This window comes from Dethiosulfovibrio salsuginis, from assembly GCF_900177735.1.
GTDB classification, from domain to species: Bacteria; Synergistota; Synergistia; order Synergistales; family Dethiosulfovibrionaceae; genus Dethiosulfovibrio; species Dethiosulfovibrio salsuginis.
In genome coordinates this window covers 1-20,873 of the sequence record NZ_FXBB01000041.1, presented here as the reverse complement: position 1 = coordinate 20,873, position 20,873 = coordinate 1, and the positions used below count along the sequence as shown (strand labels likewise).

18 protein-coding genes are annotated in these 20,873 nt (G+C 55.6%); 2 read left to right on the top strand and 16 right to left on the bottom strand.

Annotated features, from left to right (window positions below; all coding sequences use genetic code 11):
* Positions 1–5 precede the first annotated feature (5 nt).
* Positions 6–155, top strand: a complete 150-nt coding sequence (locus B9Y55_RS13645) for a 4Fe-4S dicluster domain-containing protein (protein WP_268753309.1) — start codon at positions 6–8, stop codon at positions 153–155.
* A gap of 294 nt (positions 156–449) precedes the next feature.
* Here the strand turns inward: B9Y55_RS13645 and B9Y55_RS11470 are convergent, their stop codons facing one another.
* Entirely contained in the window at positions 450–962 is a 513-nt protein-coding gene (locus B9Y55_RS11470) for a hypothetical protein (RefSeq protein WP_085545492.1), read from the bottom strand.
* Between the two features lie 34 nt (positions 963–996).
* Positions 997–1,389: a hypothetical protein gene (locus B9Y55_RS11465; RefSeq protein WP_143340934.1), complete on the bottom strand. Its 393-nt coding sequence runs from the start codon at positions 1,387–1,389 to the stop codon at positions 997–999.
* A gap of 422 nt (positions 1,390–1,811) precedes the next feature.
* Between B9Y55_RS11465 and B9Y55_RS11460 the strand changes: the two genes are divergently transcribed.
* A complete protein-coding gene (locus B9Y55_RS11460; protein ID WP_085545490.1) occupies positions 1,812–2,978 on the top strand; it encodes an iron-containing alcohol dehydrogenase in 1,167 nt (388 codons plus the stop codon).
* 177 nt (positions 2,979–3,155) lie between these two features.
* Here the strand turns inward: B9Y55_RS11460 and galE are convergent, their stop codons facing one another.
* The 14 genes from galE to fic form a co-directional block, all read right to left on the bottom strand.
* The gene (gene galE, locus B9Y55_RS11455) at positions 3,156–4,133 is read right to left on the bottom strand and encodes a UDP-glucose 4-epimerase GalE (RefSeq protein WP_085545489.1); all 978 of its coding nucleotides are present in this window, start codon (positions 4,131–4,133) and stop codon (positions 3,156–3,158) included.
* A gap of 87 nt (positions 4,134–4,220) precedes the next feature.
* The gene (locus tag B9Y55_RS11450; RefSeq protein ID WP_085545488.1) at positions 4,221–5,405 is read right to left on the bottom strand and encodes an AAA family ATPase; all 1,185 of its coding nucleotides are present in this window, start codon (positions 5,403–5,405) and stop codon (positions 4,221–4,223) included.
* Between the two features lie 29 nt (positions 5,406–5,434).
* Entirely contained in the window at positions 5,435–9,127 is a 3,693-nt protein-coding gene (locus B9Y55_RS11445; protein WP_085545487.1) for an LAGLIDADG family homing endonuclease, read from the bottom strand.
* A gap of 164 nt (positions 9,128–9,291) precedes the next feature.
* The gene (locus B9Y55_RS11440) at positions 9,292–10,647 is read right to left on the bottom strand and encodes an SH3 domain-containing C40 family peptidase (protein WP_159448341.1); all 1,356 of its coding nucleotides are present in this window, start codon (positions 10,645–10,647) and stop codon (positions 9,292–9,294) included.
* Positions 10,648–10,674: 27 nt separating this feature from the next.
* Positions 10,675–11,835, bottom strand: a complete 1,161-nt coding sequence (locus B9Y55_RS11435; RefSeq protein WP_085545485.1) for a DUF819 family protein — start codon at positions 11,833–11,835, stop codon at positions 10,675–10,677.
* Positions 11,832–12,647: a serine hydrolase gene (locus tag B9Y55_RS11430; protein WP_085545484.1), complete on the bottom strand. Its 816-nt coding sequence runs from the start codon at positions 12,645–12,647 to the stop codon at positions 11,832–11,834. The genes B9Y55_RS11435 and B9Y55_RS11430 overlap by 4 nt, the downstream gene beginning before the upstream one ends.
* Complete coding sequence (locus B9Y55_RS11425; RefSeq protein ID WP_085545483.1) at positions 12,648–13,949, bottom strand: GntT/GntP/DsdX family permease; 1,302 nt, start codon at positions 13,947–13,949, stop codon at positions 12,648–12,650.
* 37 nt (positions 13,950–13,986) lie between these two features.
* A complete protein-coding gene (locus B9Y55_RS11420; RefSeq protein WP_234986228.1) occupies positions 13,987–15,084 on the bottom strand; it encodes a dipeptide epimerase in 1,098 nt (365 codons plus the stop codon).
* Between the two features lie 111 nt (positions 15,085–15,195).
* Positions 15,196–15,570 carry a DUF3870 domain-containing protein gene (locus tag B9Y55_RS11415; RefSeq protein ID WP_085545493.1) on the bottom strand — a complete coding sequence of 125 codons (375 nt, stop codon included), beginning with the start codon at positions 15,568–15,570 and terminating at the stop codon, positions 15,196–15,198.
* Positions 15,571–15,677: 107 nt separating this feature from the next.
* Positions 15,678–17,576 (bottom strand): TRAP transporter permease, encoded by a 1,899-nt coding sequence (locus tag B9Y55_RS11410; RefSeq protein WP_085545482.1) that lies wholly within the window; start codon positions 17,574–17,576, stop codon positions 15,678–15,680.
* Between the two features lie 333 nt (positions 17,577–17,909).
* Positions 17,910–18,911 (bottom strand): TAXI family TRAP transporter solute-binding subunit, encoded by a 1,002-nt coding sequence (locus B9Y55_RS11405; RefSeq protein WP_085545481.1) that lies wholly within the window; start codon positions 18,909–18,911, stop codon positions 17,910–17,912.
* Positions 18,912–19,098: 187 nt separating this feature from the next.
* A complete protein-coding gene (locus B9Y55_RS13530) occupies positions 19,099–19,329 on the bottom strand; it encodes a restriction endonuclease (protein ID WP_234986227.1) in 231 nt (76 codons plus the stop codon).
* Positions 19,278–19,814 carry a hypothetical protein gene (locus B9Y55_RS13410; RefSeq protein ID WP_234986226.1) on the bottom strand — a complete coding sequence of 179 codons (537 nt, stop codon included), beginning with the start codon at positions 19,812–19,814 and terminating at the stop codon, positions 19,278–19,280. The genes B9Y55_RS13530 and B9Y55_RS13410 overlap by 52 nt, the downstream gene beginning before the upstream one ends.
* Before the next feature lie 60 nt (positions 19,815–19,874).
* Positions 19,875–20,774 (bottom strand): protein adenylyltransferase Fic, encoded by a 900-nt coding sequence (fic, locus tag B9Y55_RS13740; RefSeq protein ID WP_085545480.1) that lies wholly within the window; start codon positions 20,772–20,774, stop codon positions 19,875–19,877.
* Between the last annotated feature and the right edge of the window lie 99 nt (positions 20,775–20,873).

The window sequence follows — 20,873 nt, the reverse complement described above, 5'->3', positions numbered from 1 at the left end:
ACGATCTGGCCGGAGCGAAGCAGTTTTACACCGCCTTCACCAAAGACGGAGGCAAGGCCTCCCAGTGCGTGGACTGTGGCCAGTGTGAGACCGCCTGTCCTCAGAACATCCCCATAAGAAAGGCCCTTAAAGAGGTCGTAGAAACCTTAGAGTAGGGAATTTCTAAAACTCACGTCTGAGTCCCCTCGGAGAGATCATCCCGCCTACGCCCTGTTTCGCCCAATCGTATACTCGACCTGCCTGTTCCGTACGAACCGCCTCGGAGGGCACGTCCTGTGCCCCCTCGGCTTGGGGCGACGTCCTGTCGCCCCATTCGTACTACACGACGGCATGCCGAGTATACGGGCTCAAATGGGCTCCGTCGGAACGATCTCTCCGAGGATTAGAGTTTTTAGAGGTGCTCAATAGCTAAACGGCCGAAGGAGCTATGGAGCTCCTTCGGCCGTTTGCTATTTTACCGTCGATCTTGGGGGAACTCCCATACCGTCCTTGGAGAACCACTGAGGGGCTTCCATAGGGTTGAGGACCGGCTCGGGAACCACAGGCTGGCTGAAACATGCCCCTTCCTCGTCGGCAAACCACCGAACGCCTCTGGGCCTGGGGCCTGGGGGACAGAACTCCCTGTACCACTTGCCGTCCATGTGAGCCCATCTTCCCCAGCCCATGGAGGTATCCCCTGCCATAGACGGAGCAACTCCCATACCCTCTAAGGAAAACCACTCCGGGACGGGGACCGACTCAAGGGAGGCGTTAGGGACCACAGCCTGGACGTAGCACTTTCCCTGGGAGTCGGAGAACCAACGGGCCCCTTTAGCGGGTACAGGGGAATAGAACTCCCGATACTCTCCTCCCTTTATGGAGACCCAGTTTCCCCAGGTCATGGCAGGGGTCGACCCCTCTTGAGCCCCACAGGAGCCGACCATGACGGTCAGCAGCAGCGCAACAGCGGATAAAAATCTCATGCTCTCACCTCCAGAATAATCTTACAGGTCCATACTATATCAGTACGTGCCCTCCTGCAAGGAGAGAAAAGCCTAAAAGTCCCTTGAATAACATGGAGAGCACCATCAGGATGAACACCGCGAGGAGGGAGGCAATACAGCTCTCTCCGAAGGACAGTTTGCCTCTTCCAGGCAGGTAGAGAACCGCCTTGAACACCGCTGCCTGGACCAAGAAGGCGATGATGCCAAAGCCAAAGTATCCCGAATGGCCGTGAAACGCTCCGGCGATCATAGGGGAGAGAAAAGCGGAGGCCACCGCTCCGGCGAAGGCAGCAAGCCACGCGTTGCCGTAGGACGGGGCGGTCCCAAACATAAATCTACAGGCCATCTTAAGGCCTACGGCGGAGAAGAGTGCCGAGATAGCGGCGGTGAATATAATCGGCCCCATGGGCATCATGAATATCAGCTCCGATCATTGAAGTGTTTTCGACTAAAGATATTACCACAGGGAAGGCTAAAATGGGCCGTCGTGGCGTCCTGCAATTCACAGAAAAAAGCTATGCTATACTTGTAAGGGACCTATAGAAACTCTGATCCTCGGAGAGATCGTTCCGACGGAGCCCATTTGAGCCCGTATACTCGACATGCCGTAGTGTAGTACTAATGGGGCGACAGGACGTCGCCCCAAGCCGAGGGGGCACAGGACGTGCCCTCCGAGGCGGTTCGTACGAAACAGGCAGGTCGAGTATACGATTGGGCCAGGGCGTAGGCGGAACGGTCTCTCCGAGGGGACTGAACGGTGAGTTTTTAGAGGTGCTCTTGTACGAAAAGCGACAGGAAGACTAAAAAATCACAAGGGGGTTTTTCAAAATGAGAGACTTCGTCTACGAAAGCCCGACGAGGATAGTTTTCGGGAGGGGCAAGGAGCTTCAGACCGGTCAGGAAATCGCCGCCCGGGGGGCGAGCAAGGTCCTCCTCCACTACGGAAGCGGGAGCATAAAGGCTATCGGCCTGTACGACCGGGTCGTCAAGTCGCTGAAGGAATCGGGCATACCCTTCGTCGAGCTGGGAGGAGCTGTCCCTAACCCCAGGCTTTCCCTGGTCCACGAGGCCATAGATCTGTGTCGACGGGAGAAGGTGGACTTCATACTGGCGGTCGGTGGAGGAAGCGTCATAGACTCGGCAAAGGCCGTCGCTGTAGGAGTTCCCTACGACGGCGACGTCTGGGACTTTTTCGACAAGGGGGTTGTCCCCAAAGAGGCCCTTCCTGTCGGAGCGATCCTGACCCTGTCGGCCACAGGGAGCGAGACCAGCCCGGCGTCGGTCATAACGAAAGAGGAAGGGTGGCTCAAACACGCCCTCCACTCCGACCTCATCAGGCCGGCCTTCGCCATACTGAACCCGGAGCTGACCACCACTCTGCCCCCATATCAGACGGCGGCAGGGGGAGTGGACATAATGGCCCACCTCATGGAGAGATATTTCACCAACACGACCGCAGTGGACCTGACCAACAGGCTCATAGAGGGCACCCTTCAGACGGTGATAAAGTTCCTCCCGATCGCCCTGAAGGAGCCCGATAACTACGACGCCAGGGCGGAGATAATGTGGGCCTCCACCATAGCCCACAACGGCATACTGGACACAGGACGGGTGGGTGACTGGGCCTCCCACAGGATAGAGCACGAGATAGGGGCCATATACGACGTGGCCCACGGAGCTGGCCTTGCGGTGGTGTTTCCAGCATGGATGAAGTTCGTCTACCGCCACGACATTCCACGGTTCGTCCGGTTCTTCCATCGGGTGTGGGGGCTGGAGCCGGACTTCTGGAATCCCGAAGCGACGGTGTTGAAGGGCATTTCGGTCATGGAGGACTACTTCAGGAGCCTGGGGATGCCTGTAACCCTGGAAGAGCTCGGGGTGCCAGACGACAGGCTGGAGGAGATGGCGGAGAAGACCAACTGGAACGGTCCGGTAGGCCAGTTCGTCCCCATAACCTCCGACAAGGCCCTGGAGATACTGAAACTGTGTAAATAGGTAAAAACGCGCCGCCGCCCAGATCACAGGGCGGCGGCGTTTCTTTAGGAAATATCTGGCAATTTACGTTCGAGTCTCCTCGGAGAGACCGTTCCGCCTACGCCCTTGTCTCGCCCGGGCTCGAAGGGGCTACGCCGGAACGATCTCTCCGAGGATCAGCGTTTTTAAAGATCCCCTTTAGGAAAACCGCTTTTTATGCCAGGCCCAGGCGGTCTCCACTATCTCCTTGAGGTCGGCGTGGGCCTGACTCCAGCCCAGCTCCCTCTCCGCCAGGGCCGACGAGGCGACCAGAACCGCCGGATCCCCCGCCCTCCTCGGGCCGATCTCCGTCGGGATAGGGTGTCCCGTTACCTCTCTGACCACCTCTATTACCTGGCTGACCGAGTAGCCCTTTCCGTTTCCCAGGTTGTAGCTGGCCCGGAAGGACTGCCCCTCGTCAAACAGCTTTTTGAGAGAGAGGACGTGGGCCTCCGCCAGGTCGGTCACGTGGATATAGTCCCTGACGCAGGTTCCGTCGTCGGTGGGATAGTCGTCGCCGAAGACGGAGATGGACTCCCGTCGTCCTAAGGCCACGTCCAGAACCAGAGGGATTAGATGGGTCTCAGGGGTGTGGTCCTCGCCGGTCCGACAGGCTGGGTCGCATCCGGCGGCGTTGAAGTACCGAAGGGCTATGGCCCCAAAGCCGTAGGACCGACAGTAGGAGTCGAGCATCCTCTCTATCCAGTATTTCGTCTCGCCGTAGACGCTGGTCTGGTCCTTTTTGGCCTCCTCGGTTATGGGTATGGTCTCGGGCTCACCGTAGACCGACGCAGAGGAGGAGAACACTATCCGGCTGACTTCCACCGTCCTCATGGCACGAAGGAGGTTCAAGGTCCCGGTGAGATTGTTCAGGTAATATCCCTCCGGTTCGGCCATGGACTGGCCCACAAGGCTGCTGGCGGCGAAATGGACCACTCCCTCTATAGGATGCGCCCGAAATACCGACTCTATCTGATCGTAGTCCCTTAAGTCACCCTCGACGAAGACATCGCCGAAGTTCAGATCCCGGTGGCCCCGCTCCAGGCTGTCGAATACCACCGTTTTATATCCGGCCTCCTTGAGGGCCAAGACGGTATGGCTACCGATATAGCCCGCTCCTCCTGTGACGAGAATCATTAAAAAACCTCCTTAAAGATGTCCGATAATCATTCCAGTATAAGGCCTCTCATCGGCCCTTGAATACCCCTTTGAGCCATAGCGTCTCTAAATGACATGGGATCCCCACCGGGAGACCTTATCCGCCACGACGTCGGCGACGTGACCGCTGTAACCTGACAATCCACCCCAACCTGCGACATCGTAGTCATCGTCCCCTGGATCGAGGCTCGATATGTCTTTGCTATATACCTTTCCGCTCTCTCCGTAGTCGAAGTAAAACACCTTTATGTCTCTATCTGTGATGCCTCCGACCATCTCCCTGATAGCGGTGTTGGACGACGGCAACCCAAGGATGTCGCACAGGGCGGCCCCTCTTTCCTCTACAGGCAAGGATAAACCGGCTATTACCCCTATTCCCCAGAGCAGGTCGAGGACATGGGACGAGTGAGTGGACAGAACCACCTTGTATCCCCTTTGAACGAGCTCCAGCACCAAAGACATAACGGAAAAAATGCCCTTTGGGTGAAGCCCTGCCTCAATCTCCTCCAGGATAACCCACTCCGTCCCTTTTACGCTGATCCTTCCCGCTGGTATCAGGTCGTACATACCGAGGAGAAGGGGAACGAACTCCCTCTGTCCTGTGGACCAGGACATATAGGAGACCCTCTCCCTTCCGGAGGACAGACTGAGCTCCCTCCTGCCCGATGAACGCTCTTGGGATACCGAAACTCCATGAAAGATAGCCCGATCGAGGGCATCTCTGAGGCCCTCCTTTAGCTTTCCATGGATCGGGAAAATTTGATCCATATCGTTAGCCGGATTGTCCAGGAAAGACCTTATTTTCTCGCTGAAATTTCTGACCACGAAAGGATCCTTCACGCTGTAGGACGAAAAAGGCTGAGGCCATCCGTCCCTGAAGATGAGGGATCTCTGAGCGGGAATATAGTACGTCCGCCATCGCTCCGCCGACTTAGGCACCGAGACGTCGATGTCCATTGGCTGCCCCCCGAGGGTTATAAGGCTTCGGTCCCTCCCAAGGGGTTTCCATACCTGGCCCATTCCATGTCCTAGATAAAGATCAAGGAGATCGCCGACGTTTTCACCCCAGAACAATCCATGCCTATCCATGGTCTCTTTTACAGGGGAGGAATCTAAGGCATAGGTCAAAAATTGAAGAAAAAGGCTTTTCCCCGTGGCCTGAGGACCGACCAACACGGTGAGATCCCCGAGGGACACCGAGGCCCTTCCGATCGGCCCTAGGTTCTCCAGGCTAAAGTTAAGGCTTGCCAACTAAAACACCTCCTTTGAGTAGGGGCAGATCACTTACACGGGGAGTAGCCGCAGCTGAAGCAGTATTCACAGCCTCCCACGAGCTCCATCGGGGAGCCGCACTCGGGACAGCGAGGGACCTCCGTGGGCCTCTCGCCCTTGACACCGGAGAGCTTTTCCATCAAGAGGGCAACTCCGTCGGGGATGGACCGCACCACGGTCTGTTCGTCGCAGTCGAAGACCCAGTATTCCTTGCCCGATATGCCCCTTAAAGTGTTTATGAAGTCCTCCATCCGCCCTCCGCTCCTGAGGCCTATGGATATGACCCTTGAAAGGGCCTCGGTCATGCTCTTCATCTCCGAGCCGCTCTTGCCAAGGGACGCGAAGACCTCGAAGGGCTCATCTCCGTCGTAGTTCAGTGTCACGTAGAGGCTGCCCCAGGGGGTGGTGTCCTTGATGGTCTTGCCGAACATGACGTTCCCCGGACGGGCCTTGACCTTGCTGCTCATAGGTCGGTCGGAGGCCTTAGGGGCCTCGGGCTTTTTCGCCTCTATAGGCTGTTCGGAACGGGATCCGTCTCTGTATATGGTGATGCCCTTACAGCCAAGGCGATAGCAATCCTCGTAGACCTTCTTGACGTCCTCCACCGTGGCCTCCGGGGGGAGGTTGACCGTCTTGCTGATGCCGCTGTCCACCACCGAGGCGAATATCCCGGTCACGGTGACGTGGGCGTCGGTGCCTATGTCGTAGGCGGTGACGAACCGAGGGTCCCCCAGCCTGCCGGTCTCCCTGAGCTCGTCTTTGAGGTTCGACGGAACCAGGGGATGGAAGTACTCCCTGGTCTCGTAGCCGCCGTCCCCTTTGGCGGACATGACCTTTCTGCTCCAGGTCCAGGCGAAGTTCGGCTCGATGCCTGGGCTCGAGTCGAAGAGCATCGAGATGGACCCGGTCGGGGCGACGCTGAGCCGCCTGCTGTTTCTCATTCGACCGGAGATCAGGGAGGCCAGTACCTTTTTGGCCAGGGCTAGGCCGTTGCCTCTGTGTACCGCCGTGGCCCCAAGCAGGCCCTCCAGGGTGTTCACCAAGGTGAAGGGGATCAGGTCCGACCGGCCCATCCTCTCTATCACCTCTTTGAAGCCCTTTTCGTCCAGGCCCTCCAGCCACCCCTGGGAGAAGGGGGGAAGCCCCGCCTTGGTCCTGAACTCCTCCATCAGCCGGGATACGAGATGGTGTTCCGGGAAGGGGTCCTTGCCCAGGTCGGTCAGTTCAACGGTGGCGGCCAGAGCCCCTACCGCCATGTTCTGGGCCAGGGATCGGCAAAACCGGTCGAACTGTTCGGAGCCGTAGACCATGCCTAAAGTGATGGCTGCGTCGGCCAGCCCCATCAGCCCCAGACCGACCGGCCTTATGGCTTTCGTCCTCTCGGCGATCTGGTCCAGAGGATAGGAGGTTCCGTCTATTACCAGGTCCAGGTAGTACACCGACCGATAGACCTGGTCCACAAAAGCCTCCATGTCGAAGGCCCTGGCCCCTGTGGCCTCGGTGGAGACAAAGGCCTCCAGGTTCACCGATCCAAGGTTACAGCTGGTGTAGTTAGGCAGAGGCTGCTCGCCGCAGTTGTGGACGTAAAGTCCGTTGGCGTCGAAGGCGTTCACCCCTGGAACCTGTACGTCGAAAACCTCCTCCTCTCCACAGTAGGTCAGAGACTCGAAACGGGCTACGAAACGCTCCCTGTTAGATCTTCTGCCGTAGCTGTTTAAGGCGTTATCCAGCTTTCGGCGTTTGTCCCCGTCCTCGAAGCCAACTCCGACCTGAAAAAGGGCGAGGTTTTCGTTGCTGACGATCAATTCGTACTGATCCTTGAAGCGGTAGGGCCTCTCTCCTCCCTTACCGTCAGGCATGGATTTCAGGCCCGATTTTCTCCTGAGGTAGATTTTGGATATTATGCCAAGCCGCCCCAACATCCTCTGGACCGCCTGCAAGGTGGGCAGATCGCTCTGGGCGAGCCTGACGGAGACGCCTTTTTCCTGATCCCCCTGGACCGAGCCGTCGGAGTCGAAGAGACCACGGAGAAAACCTCTGTAGAAGGAGCTTGAGGTCTCGCCCTCTAAGGACGGCGTTATGGCTTTTTTCTCCCCCATTCCCAGCTCGACGGCGATTCCCTTTATTGCCGCCGTAGACAAGCGGTATTCCGACCTGCCCGGAACCGCCATCCATCCGGCAAAATCGCTCCTGTGTCTCAGCTCCATGGCACAGGCGAGAGCTCTATCCATAACCTGGCTCTGGCCGGGTACGTCGCCGTTTGCCGCCCTTTCGGGGACCCTTACCGACAGGACCGCCTTGTCCTCTTTTATCGTGCCATCGCCTAAAAGCAGCCCTATAAGGTATCCCTCGCTATCGGAGTATTTTCCATCCCAACCAGCGAGATCCCTGTGGTCGTTTAAAACCAGGAGATCGCCTTTAGCAAGCTCCGAGGCGGCGGTCCACTGAAACTCCATAGAATCCCTGGTTTTGCCGGTGACCTTTCTAACCTTGTGGTCGGAGGTCAGCTTCAGGGAATGGCCCTCTTTGGTCTGGAGCTCGAAAACCGGCTTGACCCCGGTGGAGAAAAAGCCATCGGTCCGGTGGGCCGTGCCGTCCACGATCACCGTGGCAGGAGCTCCCACCAGATCCCTGGCCTGTCTCGCCCCGAGATCGGTCATTATCCAGGTATCCCCGGAGACACAGGGGTTAGTGGACTCTATCCTCCATTTTTTATCCAATTTAAGTATATTATCCACGTTGGCCCGGTCGCCGAAGAATACCCCAGGGTCGCCCCTTCGCCAGGCGTTTTTACAGAGCTTGTCCCACAGGTCTGCAGCCTTGACCTTGCGAACCACCGAGCCGTCGGCCCTGGAGATAAGGTCGAAGTCTCCGCCCTTTTTGGCCGAATCCAGCAGCCTGTCGGAGACCGAGACGGATATATTGAAATAGGGAAGCCTTCCGTCCTCCACCTTGGCGTCCATAAAGCCCTCTATGTCTGGGTGGTCGTCGTAGAGCATCCCCATAAGGGCCGCCCGTCTCCTGCCGCCCTGGACCACCACCGAGCCCATGGTGTTCCAGGTCTCCATGAAGGAGACCGGGCCGCTGGCCTTCCCTCCTGTGCCGCCCTTTATGTCCGATCCAGATTCCCTGAGGTTTCCGAAGTTCGCCCCGACCCCTCCGCCGTATTTGCTTATGATCGCCGCGTCTTTGACGGAACCGAAGATCCCCTCTATGCTGTCCTCCACCGACACGACGAAACAGGCGAAAAGCTGCTGGCTCTCGGTCTTACCCTCCCTGACCGCGACGTAATCGTCGTAGGACATGGAGTCCGGCGAGCGATATATAAGGTCCGAGTAGGCCTGCTGGACCGTCATGCCGGCCCCCGCACCGAAAAGGCAGGGAGAGTTGAACAGAAACCGACGGTTGAGTATGTCGGAGAAGAGGTTTTTCTCCAGGGTCCTGATCCAATCCAGGTCCTCCTCGGAGCGGTATAAGGTCTCCACCGAGGCTATGACCCGGGAGATTCTCCGGGCGAACTCCTCGAAATCCCTCTCCTTCCTGACCGACCCGGTCGCGCTGTCGTGGCGGTCAAGAAGATATCTCTGGTCCAGCAGCCAAGCGGCGTTTTCCGACTGTCTCGGCACCAGCGGGGTTTCCAACATGTTGACGTCAACGGTTCCATCAAACCTGGACCGGTAAGAGCGAATTTTAGCGTCCATCGAACGACCTCCATATAAGCAGCGTTATACACACAAAAAAGGCCCCATATCTGGGGCCACAACCACATCCTGTATTTCTATTATACGACCTAGGGGGCAAAACCGGAAGGCAAAAAAGAGGCAGGAGGATAGGTATACCCATCCTCCTGCCTCTGTGTTTGTCCCTAGTTCTCCGTCCCGTCGAATCCGGGGATGAAGGTGATGGTCCTGACCTTAGGCAGAAGGCCCTCCTTTGCCACGTCTTCCCTCTCTATGCCCGGCTGAAGGGTGGTTATGACCGTTCTGCCGAGGATCGCCCTTCCGGAGACATCAGGGTTATCGGTGGTGATCCTGACACCCCAGGTGTTGTGGAGTATGACGGGCTTGCCCTCCCAGAGTCCCAGGTAGAGCCCTACGTGGCCCTTCATGCCTATGATGGTCCTGAGGGGCAGGGCCTTTTCCGCTATGAGCTCCGGCTTTTTATCCCAGGACTCCTGCTCTATGTCGATAAACACGTTGCTCTTGGACTGAGGTCCCGAGTCCCTCGGCAGCCAGAGGCCGAAGGGGGTGAGAAGGTCCCTCATGGTGGAGGAACAGTCCCTCTGGTCGTACATACCGCCCCATCCGTAGGGGTTGCCCACGAAGCGGTTTGCCAGGGTGGCTATAGCCCTGGGCGTCAGGGGCTTTGGCATCTCCACCCCGTCCTCCTTGGAGAGGACAGCCCTTTTAAGCCTTGCCATGCCGCCCTCCGACCTTATGGGAACGTAGACCACGAAGGAATCGTCTCCCTCCTGGACGATGGGAAGCACCGCTCCGATGTTGGTTTTGGCTAAAAACGCCCCGTCCTCGTCCCTGAGAACCACGTCGTCCTTGACGAGGGCGGCGTAACGTCCGGTCCTGTAGGCGCTCATAAAGTAGTCGTCCACGAAGGCCACGTCCCTGGCGGGTATCCAGCCGGGGATGGTCCCGGACCTGGCGAGCAACCAATCACCTGCGGCGTTGCCGTGGCGCACCCTCAGAGGAACTCCCACCCAGTGGGCGGTGTTTTGAAGGTAGTCGAATGGGAAGCCCTCTCCCGCCTCGTCGGGATTGGCAAAGAAGGGCCTCATGGTCGGCAGGAACCTGGCGGAGGTGTTGACCACCACTATGGCTCTGCTGTCCATGGAGGGATAGGAACCCATGGATGCGTCGGCGACTACTTTGTCCTTCACCGACTGAGGGATCGGCATGAGGTTCTCACCCCACCTGTCCTTTTTGGCGGATTTAAGGCCCCACTCGTTGTTCAGCTCCACGTCCTCGTCAGCGGTCCAGGGCGAGAAGTGCTGGACCAGAAAGTTCTCCATAAGACCCTTCTGAACGACAGGATCCAGGTAGGGCTCGTCGGCCCCGTCCTTTGGCAGATAGGCGGACACGTCCTGAGGCAGGTCCGACAGGTCTTTGATTGTTCCGGTAAAATCCACCACAGGGGTAGCCCATGCGGAAGAGGCGCAGATCAGGGCGGAGATCAGGGTGACAGCCCCTTTTTTAAGGTTGCAGATCATAGAATACATTCCCCCATCTCAAGAGATCTAGAGAACCGAGAGTATCTTCCCGACGATAAGACCTCCGCCGGTACCTACGATATAGCCCATCATCGCCATGAGGACCCCTATGGGGACCAACGCGTCGCTATAGGCGGCGGCGAGAATGGGAGCGGAGGCGACTCCTCCTATGTTAGCCAGGCTTGCAACGCCGCAGGTGAACAGGTCGAGCTTGAATATCTTGGCTATAATCGCCATCACCAGAGCGTGGACCCCGAGAATAACGAACCCGGCGAGGATATAGAGAGGAGCCTGGGTAAGCTCAGCGAAGTTAGCCCTTGAGGCAATGAGACCTACTATTGTGTAGAGCATGGTATTGGCTATCTGGGACGAGCCGGGCAGACCGTACATAGGTGTCATGGCACAGAGCACCCCTGCCACAGTGGCCAAAAGGACGGTCCAGGTGGTGCCGGACATAAAGTCCGACTTAGGCAGGAATCCCGCCGCCCACTGACAGAGGGCTGAAACAGCCAGCGCCGATCCCAGGAGGAAGATTATGTCCGAGAAGGTCATCTCCTTTCTGAGAGAATCGTGGTGCTTGGAGAGCTCGGCACCTACCTGATCTATAGCGGAGGTATCCGATTTGGTCCAACGGTTGAACTTCATTCCGTAGGGAACCATACCCAGGAGGATCATGACCCATATAGAGTAGTTTATGGAGTCGATGAGAAGGGTGTAGCCCATGTCTGCATCAGCGATGTTCAAAGCTCCCTGGATGGCTACCATGTTGCCGGTGCCTCCCATCCAGCTACCACACAGGGCGGCGAAGGCCCCCCAGCTGTCAGCAGGAAGGTTGCTCTTGAAGAGGACGTACATTACGACGAAGCCTACTGCGATGCTGGTGGATGCGGCGAAGAAGCCAAGGAGCATCTTAGGGCCAAGCTTGAGAATCCTCCTGAGGTCGCACCGGACCAGCATCAGGAAGATCATTGCGGGAAGAAGGTTGTTCTTTACCTCCTTATAGACAGCGTTGACGCTGGGAGTCTTGCTCCACAGGCCAAAGGTGGAAAACAGCATACAGACGAAATAGATAAGCACCACCGCAGGAACGTACTCGAAAAACTTCCCCTTGGAGTGCTTCTCCGCCAGCACCACGAGCCCGGCGAAAAACAATATAAAAGCCAGATACGCAAAACCACTAGTAATCATAAAGTTCCCTCGCTTTCAACGTTAAATTTTACATATATTTTTTTGCCTATATCACTACAGAAGGCAACCCCATGCTCGGGAGAACCTATCCCCTCCGTTAACACCACGACTATGACGGGATTTTCTCCCCGATGAAAAAACACGCCGCAGTCGTGCTCCGATCCTGGAAGCTCCCCTGTCTTGTGAGCCACAATTATCTCAAGGTCGTCCACGTCCGATACTGGAATACTTCCAGGGAGCTTGGATCTCAGTTTTTGACAGGACATCATCTCCAAAGCCCTTTCCCTCGTAGAGGGTTTTCCGGTTAAGGCCAAAGCTTCTATCAGTTTTTCCAGATCCCGAGGAGAGGTGTAGTTGTCCATGCCCATTTTTTTTGCCTCGAAATCCATCATCTTACGGCCTAAAACCGTCTCTCTAAGCCCCAACGACGAGATATCCTCGTTGATCCTCTCCATGCCTATATAGTCTATAAGGAGGTTTGCTGCGGTATTGTCGCTCACCGCGATCATGAGCAGGGCTAGATCGTCGAGTCGAAGACGACCGCCATGAGACCAACGGTGCAGAAGCCCTCCTTCCACGACATGATCTTTAGGTATATCCATCTCGTCCTGGAGGGACCAAAACCCGGCCTCGTCGCCCTTAAACAGGGACCAAAGCACCGCTAGTTTTATAAGGCTAGCGGCTGGAAACCGACGAGAATCGTTATGGCTCCATCTGAAACCCAATCCAGGGGCAAAAACCACCACTCCAGCGGTGGCCCCAATCCCCTCGAAGGACGAGACCGATAAAGCCAGATCGTCCGAGATAGCCAACTACATCACCATTATCATGGCTCTTATTATTACGTACATGGTGGTGCAGAGGACTATCAACCATCCGTTACACAGCACCGACTTCAGGTCGCTGGACCTTGCCAACCCCATCTGTCCCTGCATGTCCCCCTCTGGAATTGCGAAAGAGGTCATCTGAGAGCCTATCAAGAGAACGGCAACCCAAAGGGTCATGGGAATATTCAAGCTCTGCACCAAAGGCAGGAACATTTTATTCAGCACCTCTGCCTGAGCGACGGCAGCTCCTGGAACCCCGAAGATACCTACCATAGTCGAAAAGGCGATGAATCCCACCGTTCCACCGTCCTGAACCATGGGCTCAAGGAGAGCAGCAAGAGCCTGGAAGGCTCCGGTCTCCTGGATGAAGTTGATAAACGGATCAAGAAGCACGAAGAAGAAGAAAAGCCATATGAAATTTTTGGCGCCATCGCAGATGGAGTCAATGATCTCCACCGGATCGAGATTTGCGGCTACACCGGTCAGAGCGGCGGTCACCAGCATTATGGCGACGACGAAGGTCGATCCACCCTCTATAACGATGCCGTAACCGACCATGGTGAACATGGTAACCAGGAAGACCAGGGTAGCCCTGCGGACCGAGGCGTCGGGCTTCCAGTCAGCGTTCTCTTTAGCGATATCCTCCTCGGAATAACGGTTCTTACCTGTCGAGGCCTTTTGAACCCTCCTCGCCCAGAAGAATGTGACAAGCCACATTATTATCGAGACAGGCAGGCCAGCATTCAGCAGAACCTGGGGATAGGACAATCCGGTGAACTCCATCAACGCCACCATTGGAGGAGTGAATGGCCCAAGGAAGAGACCTGACGCACCGGCCCCGTGGAGGAGAACCGCCATGGCGTTAGGGGTGACTCCTACCGCCGCCGCGATAGGGATAAGGATGGGTGCGAGTATTGCGTTACCTCCAGCCATAGTACCGAGAAGGCTTACTATGATGACGGAGCAGGACATGACAACCAGGAAAGCCCTGTTCTGAGAGTTGATATTCCATCTCTCCGTCACCATAAACACCAGATGTCTGACTACCCCCGTTCGTTTCAGCACCTGCCCCAGACCGGCTCCCAAAAGGATAATCATGCCTATATAGCCTAAAAACGAACCTAATCCGCCCCTCACCGCAGCAGCGATATCCATAATTCCGTGATGCCCTATAGCTGCCGCAACCAGCATCCCAGCGATAACGGCAAAAATCTGTCCGAATCTGGTAAAACAAAGGATAATGTAGACCGCTAAAGGTATAAGACCTAAAAGACTCCCCTGCTCCATGAAGAAAGACCCCCTATTTATGAAATAAAAAACTAAATCAATGCCACTGTATCTCCCTAAATCCCCTTATCCCCAGGCCTGGATCGTCGCAGAGGGTTATCCCCGGCCCCACAAAGTTAGCTCCTCCCTCCACCGGATCGGAGGCGCAAAGAAGAGGTCCGTCGAGGTCTATTCTGGTGATGGCCCCGTAGGCAGATGCCAGATGGACCGCAGCTGTGACGCTGATTTTTCCCTCAAGCATGCTCCCCAACATGACCTGCGCCCCAAAGGTCTCCGATATGGCTATGATTCGCCGAGCCTCCCTCAGCCCGCCGCATTTCATGAGTTTTATGTTGACCATATCGGCGGCCTTTCTCCTGAAAATCTCCAGAGCGTCGGAAGCACTCCAGATGCTCTCGTCGGCGACCACCGGAATGGAGGTGTTGGCAGTGACGTAGGCCATGCCGTCCAGATCTCCGCCTTTCACCGGCTGTTCCACCAGCTCCAGATCGAAACCGGCCTTCTCCATGTGCCCCAGGATTTTGACCGCCTCGGAAGGGGCCCAGCCCTGATTGGCATCTATCCTTATGGCCACGTCATAGCCTACGGCGTCCCTGATCGCAGCGAGCCTGTCGAAGTCCTTGGACGGCTCTTTACCGACTTTTATCTTCAGGACTTTATAGCCCTGAGAGAGGGCGTTGGCGGCGTCCTGAGCCATTTCCTCCGGCTCGTTGACGCTTATGGTCACGTCGGTCTCTATGGCACTGCCGGTTCCACCGAACAGTCTGTAAAGTGGCGCCCCTAGCGATTGAGCCCAGAGGTCGTGGAGGGCTATGTCCAGGGCGGCCTTAGGGCTGGTGTTGCCCATTATGGAGTGATCCAGGGCGGTGAGGTTACCCTCCAGGTCCTCTCCGTCTCGACCTATCAAGGTTGGCCTTATGTGGTCATCTATGGCCCCCAGAATAGCTCCGGTGGTATCGCCGGTTATGGCCCCAGTAGGAGGAGCTTCGCCGTATCCGATCAGACCGGAGTCGGTCTCCACCGCAACTATGACGTCCCTGATCGAATCAACCGATCTCACCGCCGTCTTGAACGGTTTTTTGAGCGGTGCGGAAACCGTTCCGGTCCTTACTTTGGTTATCTTCACCTTAAACATCCCCTCCCAATAAAAAAAGCGGACACGGACCTCACGATGTGAGGCCATGTCCGCTGGATTTCACCTTCCTCGCTGGTCGGGAGCACCGACCAGGCCGACAGGTAAAGCAGCCTATTCGTTTTTAGTATCGTCCCTGAACGCCTTCACGAACTTCTTGACGGCATCCTTGTAGGCCACGGAAATGGCCTTCTGAGACGAGCCCAGATACCTCTCCCGAACGGACCTTAAGAGATCTTCGTCGACTACGTCCAGTGGTCTGCCCAGGAACAGGCTTCTGACGAACCTGTTGGTCAGTGGCAGGGTGAAGGACGCTTCGACGTCGACCACGAGGCCTGTGTCTATATCGGCCACAAAGGTCATGAAAAAATGGGAGTAGGCGTGGGTGATAGGGTTATCGTTGGCGGTCCTGGCGTTTCCCACCACACACACTGTGCGGTCGGGAAACAGATCGCATCCGTTATCCTCTAGCTGTTCATTGTAGCGCATTCTTCCCACGATCTCAACTCCTCAAAGCAGAAAATTTAGATGAATCGAAGAAAATATTCGATGGCAGGATGTGGCGAAGGGGAGGCCATAGGCCTCCCCTCTACAGCCTAGCGGCTCTCTTTATTCCTTACCCAGTGCAATGTGAAGATCAGGGCAAAGCAACCCAGACTCGTCAGCCTAACCATATCCAGAGGGTTGACCAAGGCTATTCCGTTAACAACGAAAAGAGCTCTCTCCCAAAGGGCCATACGACCTCTGAGCATACCGATAAGACCGGCGGACAGGGAGAACACACCTACGACAGCACACACTATGGTAGGCAGGAAAGTCCCCCATGTGAAGTCGATCAGGAGCAGCACCGGGTTGTAGACGAACAGGTAGGGCAGGAGAAGGCCGGACATAGCCAATCCGAAACCGACCACCGCCACCTTAGTCGGTGAGGCCTTGGCCAGGCCCGCAGCGGTGTAGCTGGTGAGGGCCACAGGAGGAACCACCGCCGACATTGTCCCGTAGTAGAAGGCGAAGAAGTGGGCCGCCAGGGGGTTGACTCCCATCTGCTGTAAAGCCGGGGCCGCAATGGTGGCGGTTATGATGTAGCACGCCGACGCAGGCAGTCCCATCCCCAGGACCAGCGCCGCCAACATGCAGAGTATCAGAGCCGCCCAGAGCTTTCCTCCGGCGAACATTATTATGTTCATAGCTATGACCTGACCGACACCGGTCATCCCCACAGCTCCGACGATAAAGCCCACTATTCCACAGGCTATACCTACGGGGGCGGCGCTCCTGGCTCCTCCGTCGAGGGCCCCGATGAACTCCTTTAGCCCCATTCTGGTGGATTTCTTACAGGACGACAGGACTATGATGGCGATAAGTCCCAAAAAGGCGGAGAAAAGAGGGGTGTATCCCGCCACCAGGAAGTAGATTATCAGGACGAGGGGAATGGTCATATGCCCTTTGTCCAGAAGGGTCGCCCTCAAAGACGGAATCTCCTCCTTCGAGAGACCTCTCAACCCGTTGCTTTTGGCCCTTAGATCGACCATAGTCATGATGGCCCCGTAGTAGAGCAGTGCTGGGAAGATACCGGCCAACATTATGGTGACATAAGGTATCCCCAAAAAGGTGCTCATTATGAAGGCGGAAGCTCCCATGATAGGGGGCATGAGGATACCTCCGGTGCTGGCCGCCGCCTCCACCGCTCCTGCGAAGAAAGGCTTATACCCCACTTTGATCATCAGAGGTATGGTAAAGGCCCCGGTGGTAGCGACGTTAGCCTGAGAGCTGCCGGAGATGCTTCCCATTAGCGCTGAGGCTACCACAGCCACCTTAGCCGGACCTCCACGGTACTTTCCGGCGATCGCCAGGGCGAAGTCGTTGAAAAATTCGCTGGTCTTGGTCGCCGCCAAAAAGGCACCGAAAAGGATGAACATGAAGACGTAGGACGACGAGACCATTATGGTTACCCCGTATATTCCCTGGTCCGTCAGGGCCATCCTGGTGATGACCCTTGACCAGTCGAATCCCCTGTGGGCGAAGAGTCCAGGGAAGTAGGCCCCGTACTTGGTATAGATCAGGAAGAACACGCAAAGGACCGTCAGAGGCATCCCTACAGCTCGACGGGAGGCCTCCACCAGAAGGGCCATGGTCATGACCGATATAATCAGGTCCATCTGGGTCACCTCAAGGCGGCTGGCGAGGAGACGATCGTAGAACATTATGATGTAAAGTCCTCCCAGAAGAGCCAGTCCTACACACACCCAGTCCACCGCGGAAGGGGCGTCGCTTCTCGACTTGGCCCTTGCGGGGAAGTAGAGGAAAACCAAGGCCATCATGGTGGCTAAGTGGATAGCGTTCATCTTTATGGTAATGATAAGTCCTATGCTGTTCATCCAACAGTGGACAAGGGACGTCATCACCGCCAAGGCTACCGCAAATATCTTTACGTTACCGGAAAACTCCCTGTTGGGAATATGCTCACCGGGCTTAAAAATGCTCAAAAGATTCAAACGTTACACTCCCTCCAAAATCTAAAAAATGCGGTGCAGGCACAGGCCGGCACCGCACAAAGTTTCAGCGGATCCTAATCTCTAAAAGACACCTCTAGAAACTCCAATCCTCGGAGAGATCGTTCCGACGTAGCCCAGAGCCCGTATACTCGACCTGCCGTCGTGTAGTACGAATGGGGCGACAGGACGTCGCCCCAAGCCGAGGGGGCACAGGACGTGCCCTCCGAGGCGGTTCGTACGAAACAGGCAGGTCGAGTATACGATTGGGCCAGGGCGCAGGCGGGACGATCTCTCCGAGGGGACTCGAAGGTGAGTTTCTAGAGATACCCTAAACTAGTTCATCTCCGGCGGAAGAAGGGATCCGGGAATCTCGAAACCCTGCTCTCTGAAGAACTTTACCGCACCGGGGTGAAGAGGGGCACCGTAGAGCCCCGCCATGGGGTTATCGTAGTCTATCTTGGAGAAGGCGGCGTGAGCCTGCTTCATGGACTCTTTGTCTTTGTAGATTATCCTCAAAGTGTCGTAGACCACCTGTGCATCGACCGCCTCGGTGACTATAAGGGCGGACTTGACTCCGACCAGGTTAAGGGGCTTCTCCTGCTTGGGATAGACGTTGGCGGGAATTACCACCCTGGCGTAGTAGGGAGCCTCAAGCTGAAGTGTATCCAGGTCGTCGTCGGAGAACTCGAGCATCCCCACAGGAGTTCTACCGGCGTAAAGCTCGGATACCGCTGAGACTGGGTAACCGGTCTCGGCGTTGAAAGCATCAAGACGGCCGTTCTGAAGGGCCTGTGCCGCCTCGCTGTAGCCTATGTATTCAGGGCTGATATCATCGAAGGTAAGACCTGCTACCACGTTCAGGACGAGCTTGCTGGTGAACTCGGTGCCAGAGGCAGGAGGGCCTACGGCAAATCTCTTGCCCTTGAGGTCCGCCCAACCTTCGATCCCCGCCTCTTTGCGAACGACGATCTGGGTCACGTCGGGCCAGAGGCCCATTACGTAACGAAGGTTAGGTATAGCAGCTCCCTCGTAGGTCCCTATGCCTTTGTAGGCAAAACCTGTGAGGTTCGACATGGCTATGGCCATCTCGGCCTCTCCGTTTTTCATCATCTTCAGGTTTTCGACGGTACCGCCGGAGCTCTGGGCGGAAGCCTTAATGCCCTGGGACATAAGCTCTTTGTTCAAGCCGTTGGCGATGATGGTCCCTACCGGATAATAGGTACCACCGGTGGACCCTGTGACGATGGTCACAAACTGATTGGCTACCGCCTGACCCGCAAAGGACGCGGACAGGACAAAAGCGGCCGCCAAGGCCATTAAACATCCCTTCCTCATGCAAAACCCTCCTTAATGTGATTGTCAGGGGTTCTACACCCCGAAATTATCATACCTTCTTTTACAATACCCTGTCAAACGGCGATAAGAAGACAGAAAAAATGTCGGTAAGATCAGGCTCCATAAAAAAAGGACCCCGAAAAGGGGTCCTTAAAATACGGACAGACATATGATTGCCTTTCGCTGTTTACAGCGTTTCCATCACCATAAGCAGACTTTGGTAGCTGTCCACCTCGTGGTACTTAACACCGTTGGTGCTTATCTCAGTGAACAGCTTCTTGGCACAGGATATCTTCGCTTGTTCTATCGGTCGCAGTTCGAGGCTGTCCATTGTGCCTTTGGTTTCGGCGATGAAGAAAATATGCTTCACAGTACCTTTCTTGAACGAAATCGCCCAGTCCGGGGAGTATTTGCCCACAGGCGTGGGTATATAGAACCCACGGGCCCCCTCGGCAGTTTGGCATAGACAATAACCTCGTCGGCATCGTCCAATTCTTTGGCAAAACGTCCTTCCACGCTATGAGTCGCAGAACCGTCCGTGAACACATAATCTTGTATGGCTTTTCTCGCCTTGAAGGCCTTGGCATATTCGTCAGAGGTGCGGCTCATATTGAAGATTTCCTGCGAATACGGCTCCTCGGCACTTGGAGCATAGGTGATATGTTCCACAACCACGGACGCTTTCTGCTTGTTTATAATAACGACTATCTTGGAGATAAACTCTTCGGGGTTCTCACGGAAGAGCCAAAGTCGTTCTTTCTTAATGCCGCCAAGGATTGCCGTGATCGTTCTGCGGGTGAGACTCGTGCCTTCGGCTATCTTGCCGATAATGTCATAGGTGGCAAGACCGCCGTGCGCCCGATCAAGTTTTTTTGTCTCGGTTCGCTCCACATTGAAGTCCATGCCTTCCTGCGACCCTTTAGTAAGGGTATAGGATAGGCGGGCAACTTGTGAACTTAAACTTCATTCGCCATCACCTCCCGAAATATCGTCCTCTTGCTCGTAGTAATACGAGTAGTCCACTCCTTTCATAAAGACTTCGCGGTCATCGATTTTATCTGTCAAAGCGTTTTTTAGCAACGCTTTAATCCTCCCCGTGTCAATTGTGCTTTCGCGCATCCCGTCCAGATAGTCGCGCTTGTTGATTTTGCTCCATTCCACACACAGGCACAGGTTTTTTTTCAAAATCAGGTCGAGCCAGATACGCATACTTCTGCCGTTGCCCTCCATAAAAGGGTGAGCAACATTCATTTCAACGTATTTGTCCGCAATCTCGTCAAATGTGCTTTCCGGCATTCGCTCAATCTTTCTTAGCGTGTTTTCCAAAAACTGCACAGGCGCGAAACGGAAATTGCCCTTTGCGATATTCAGCTCGCGGATTTGCCCCGCAAAGTCATACAAGCCACCGAACAGATAACCGTGTATCTGCTGCAAGCCTTTGACCGTACCGACTTCAAGAGTGTCAAGCAAAGAACTGTCAAACAGCGCGTAGGCTTTTGACTTGCTCTTGCCGTCAATCGTTTCATCGCTGTATGTGAACCACTCGATAAAACGATTGACCTGTTTGCTTGGGAAATTTTTGGCAAGTTCAATGATACCTTTATAATCCAGAACATTCGCGGCACGTTTTTTGCCGTCAGGCGCGGTAAATTTGAACTGGGTAGTCACGCTACCCAGTTGATTGCCCTCGCGCCTCAGCTTTGATTTCAAATATTTCCAATAATTTCGGTTTTTCTCGTAATCGTCAACACCGCGCAGAACGCCGACAATATCCAGCACTGAGAACCACCATTTGGCGTGTTCATCGTCCCACACGGCGCGGACTTCGCGGTCGTCAAAAAACCGAATCGATATCTTATTCATTCACCGTCACCTCCCTCACTATCTCAAACATCCCGATAGGTAACTATTCAGTCGCCCTTTCCAGGAAGAGAATCTGACCATCGAGAGCCATAGACATGG

Coding starts and splice junctions, on each gene's coding strand:
- B9Y55_RS11435 (WP_085545485.1), bottom strand. CDS start 11,835: ATGATTACTAGTGGTTTTGCGTATCTGGCTTTTATATTGTTTTTCGCC.
- B9Y55_RS11425 (WP_085545483.1), bottom strand. CDS start 13,949: ATGGAGCAGGGGAGTCTTTTAGGTCTTATACCTTTAGCGGTCTACATT.
- fic (WP_085545480.1), bottom strand. CDS start 20,774: ATGAATAAGATATCGATTCGGTTTTTTGACGACCGCGAAGTCCGCGCC.
- B9Y55_RS11465 (WP_143340934.1), bottom strand. CDS start 1,389: ATGGGGCCGATTATATTCACCGCCGCTATCTCGGCACTCTTCTCCGCC.
- B9Y55_RS11440 (WP_159448341.1), bottom strand. CDS start 10,647: ATGATCTGCAACCTTAAAAAAGGGGCTGTCACCCTGATCTCCGCCCTG.
- B9Y55_RS11470 (WP_085545492.1), bottom strand. CDS start 962: ATGAGATTTTTATCCGCTGTTGCGCTGCTGCTGACCGTCATGGTCGGC.
- galE (WP_085545489.1), bottom strand. CDS start 4,133: ATGATTCTCGTCACAGGAGGAGCGGGCTATATCGGTAGCCATACCGTC.
- B9Y55_RS11445 (WP_085545487.1), bottom strand. CDS start 9,127: ATGGACGCTAAAATTCGCTCTTACCGGTCCAGGTTTGATGGAACCGTT.
- B9Y55_RS11420 (WP_234986228.1), bottom strand. CDS start 15,084: ATGTTTAAGGTGAAGATAACCAAAGTAAGGACCGGAACGGTTTCCGCA.
- B9Y55_RS13410 (WP_234986226.1), bottom strand. CDS start 19,814: ATGGACTTCAATGTGGAGCGAACCGAGACAAAAAAACTTGATCGGGCG.
- B9Y55_RS11415 (WP_085545493.1), bottom strand. CDS start 15,570: ATGCGCTACAATGAACAGCTAGAGGATAACGGATGCGATCTGTTTCCC.
- B9Y55_RS11460 (WP_085545490.1), top strand. CDS start 1,812: ATGAGAGACTTCGTCTACGAAAGCCCGACGAGGATAGTTTTCGGGAGG.
- B9Y55_RS11405 (WP_085545481.1), bottom strand. CDS start 18,911: ATGAGGAAGGGATGTTTAATGGCCTTGGCGGCCGCTTTTGTCCTGTCC.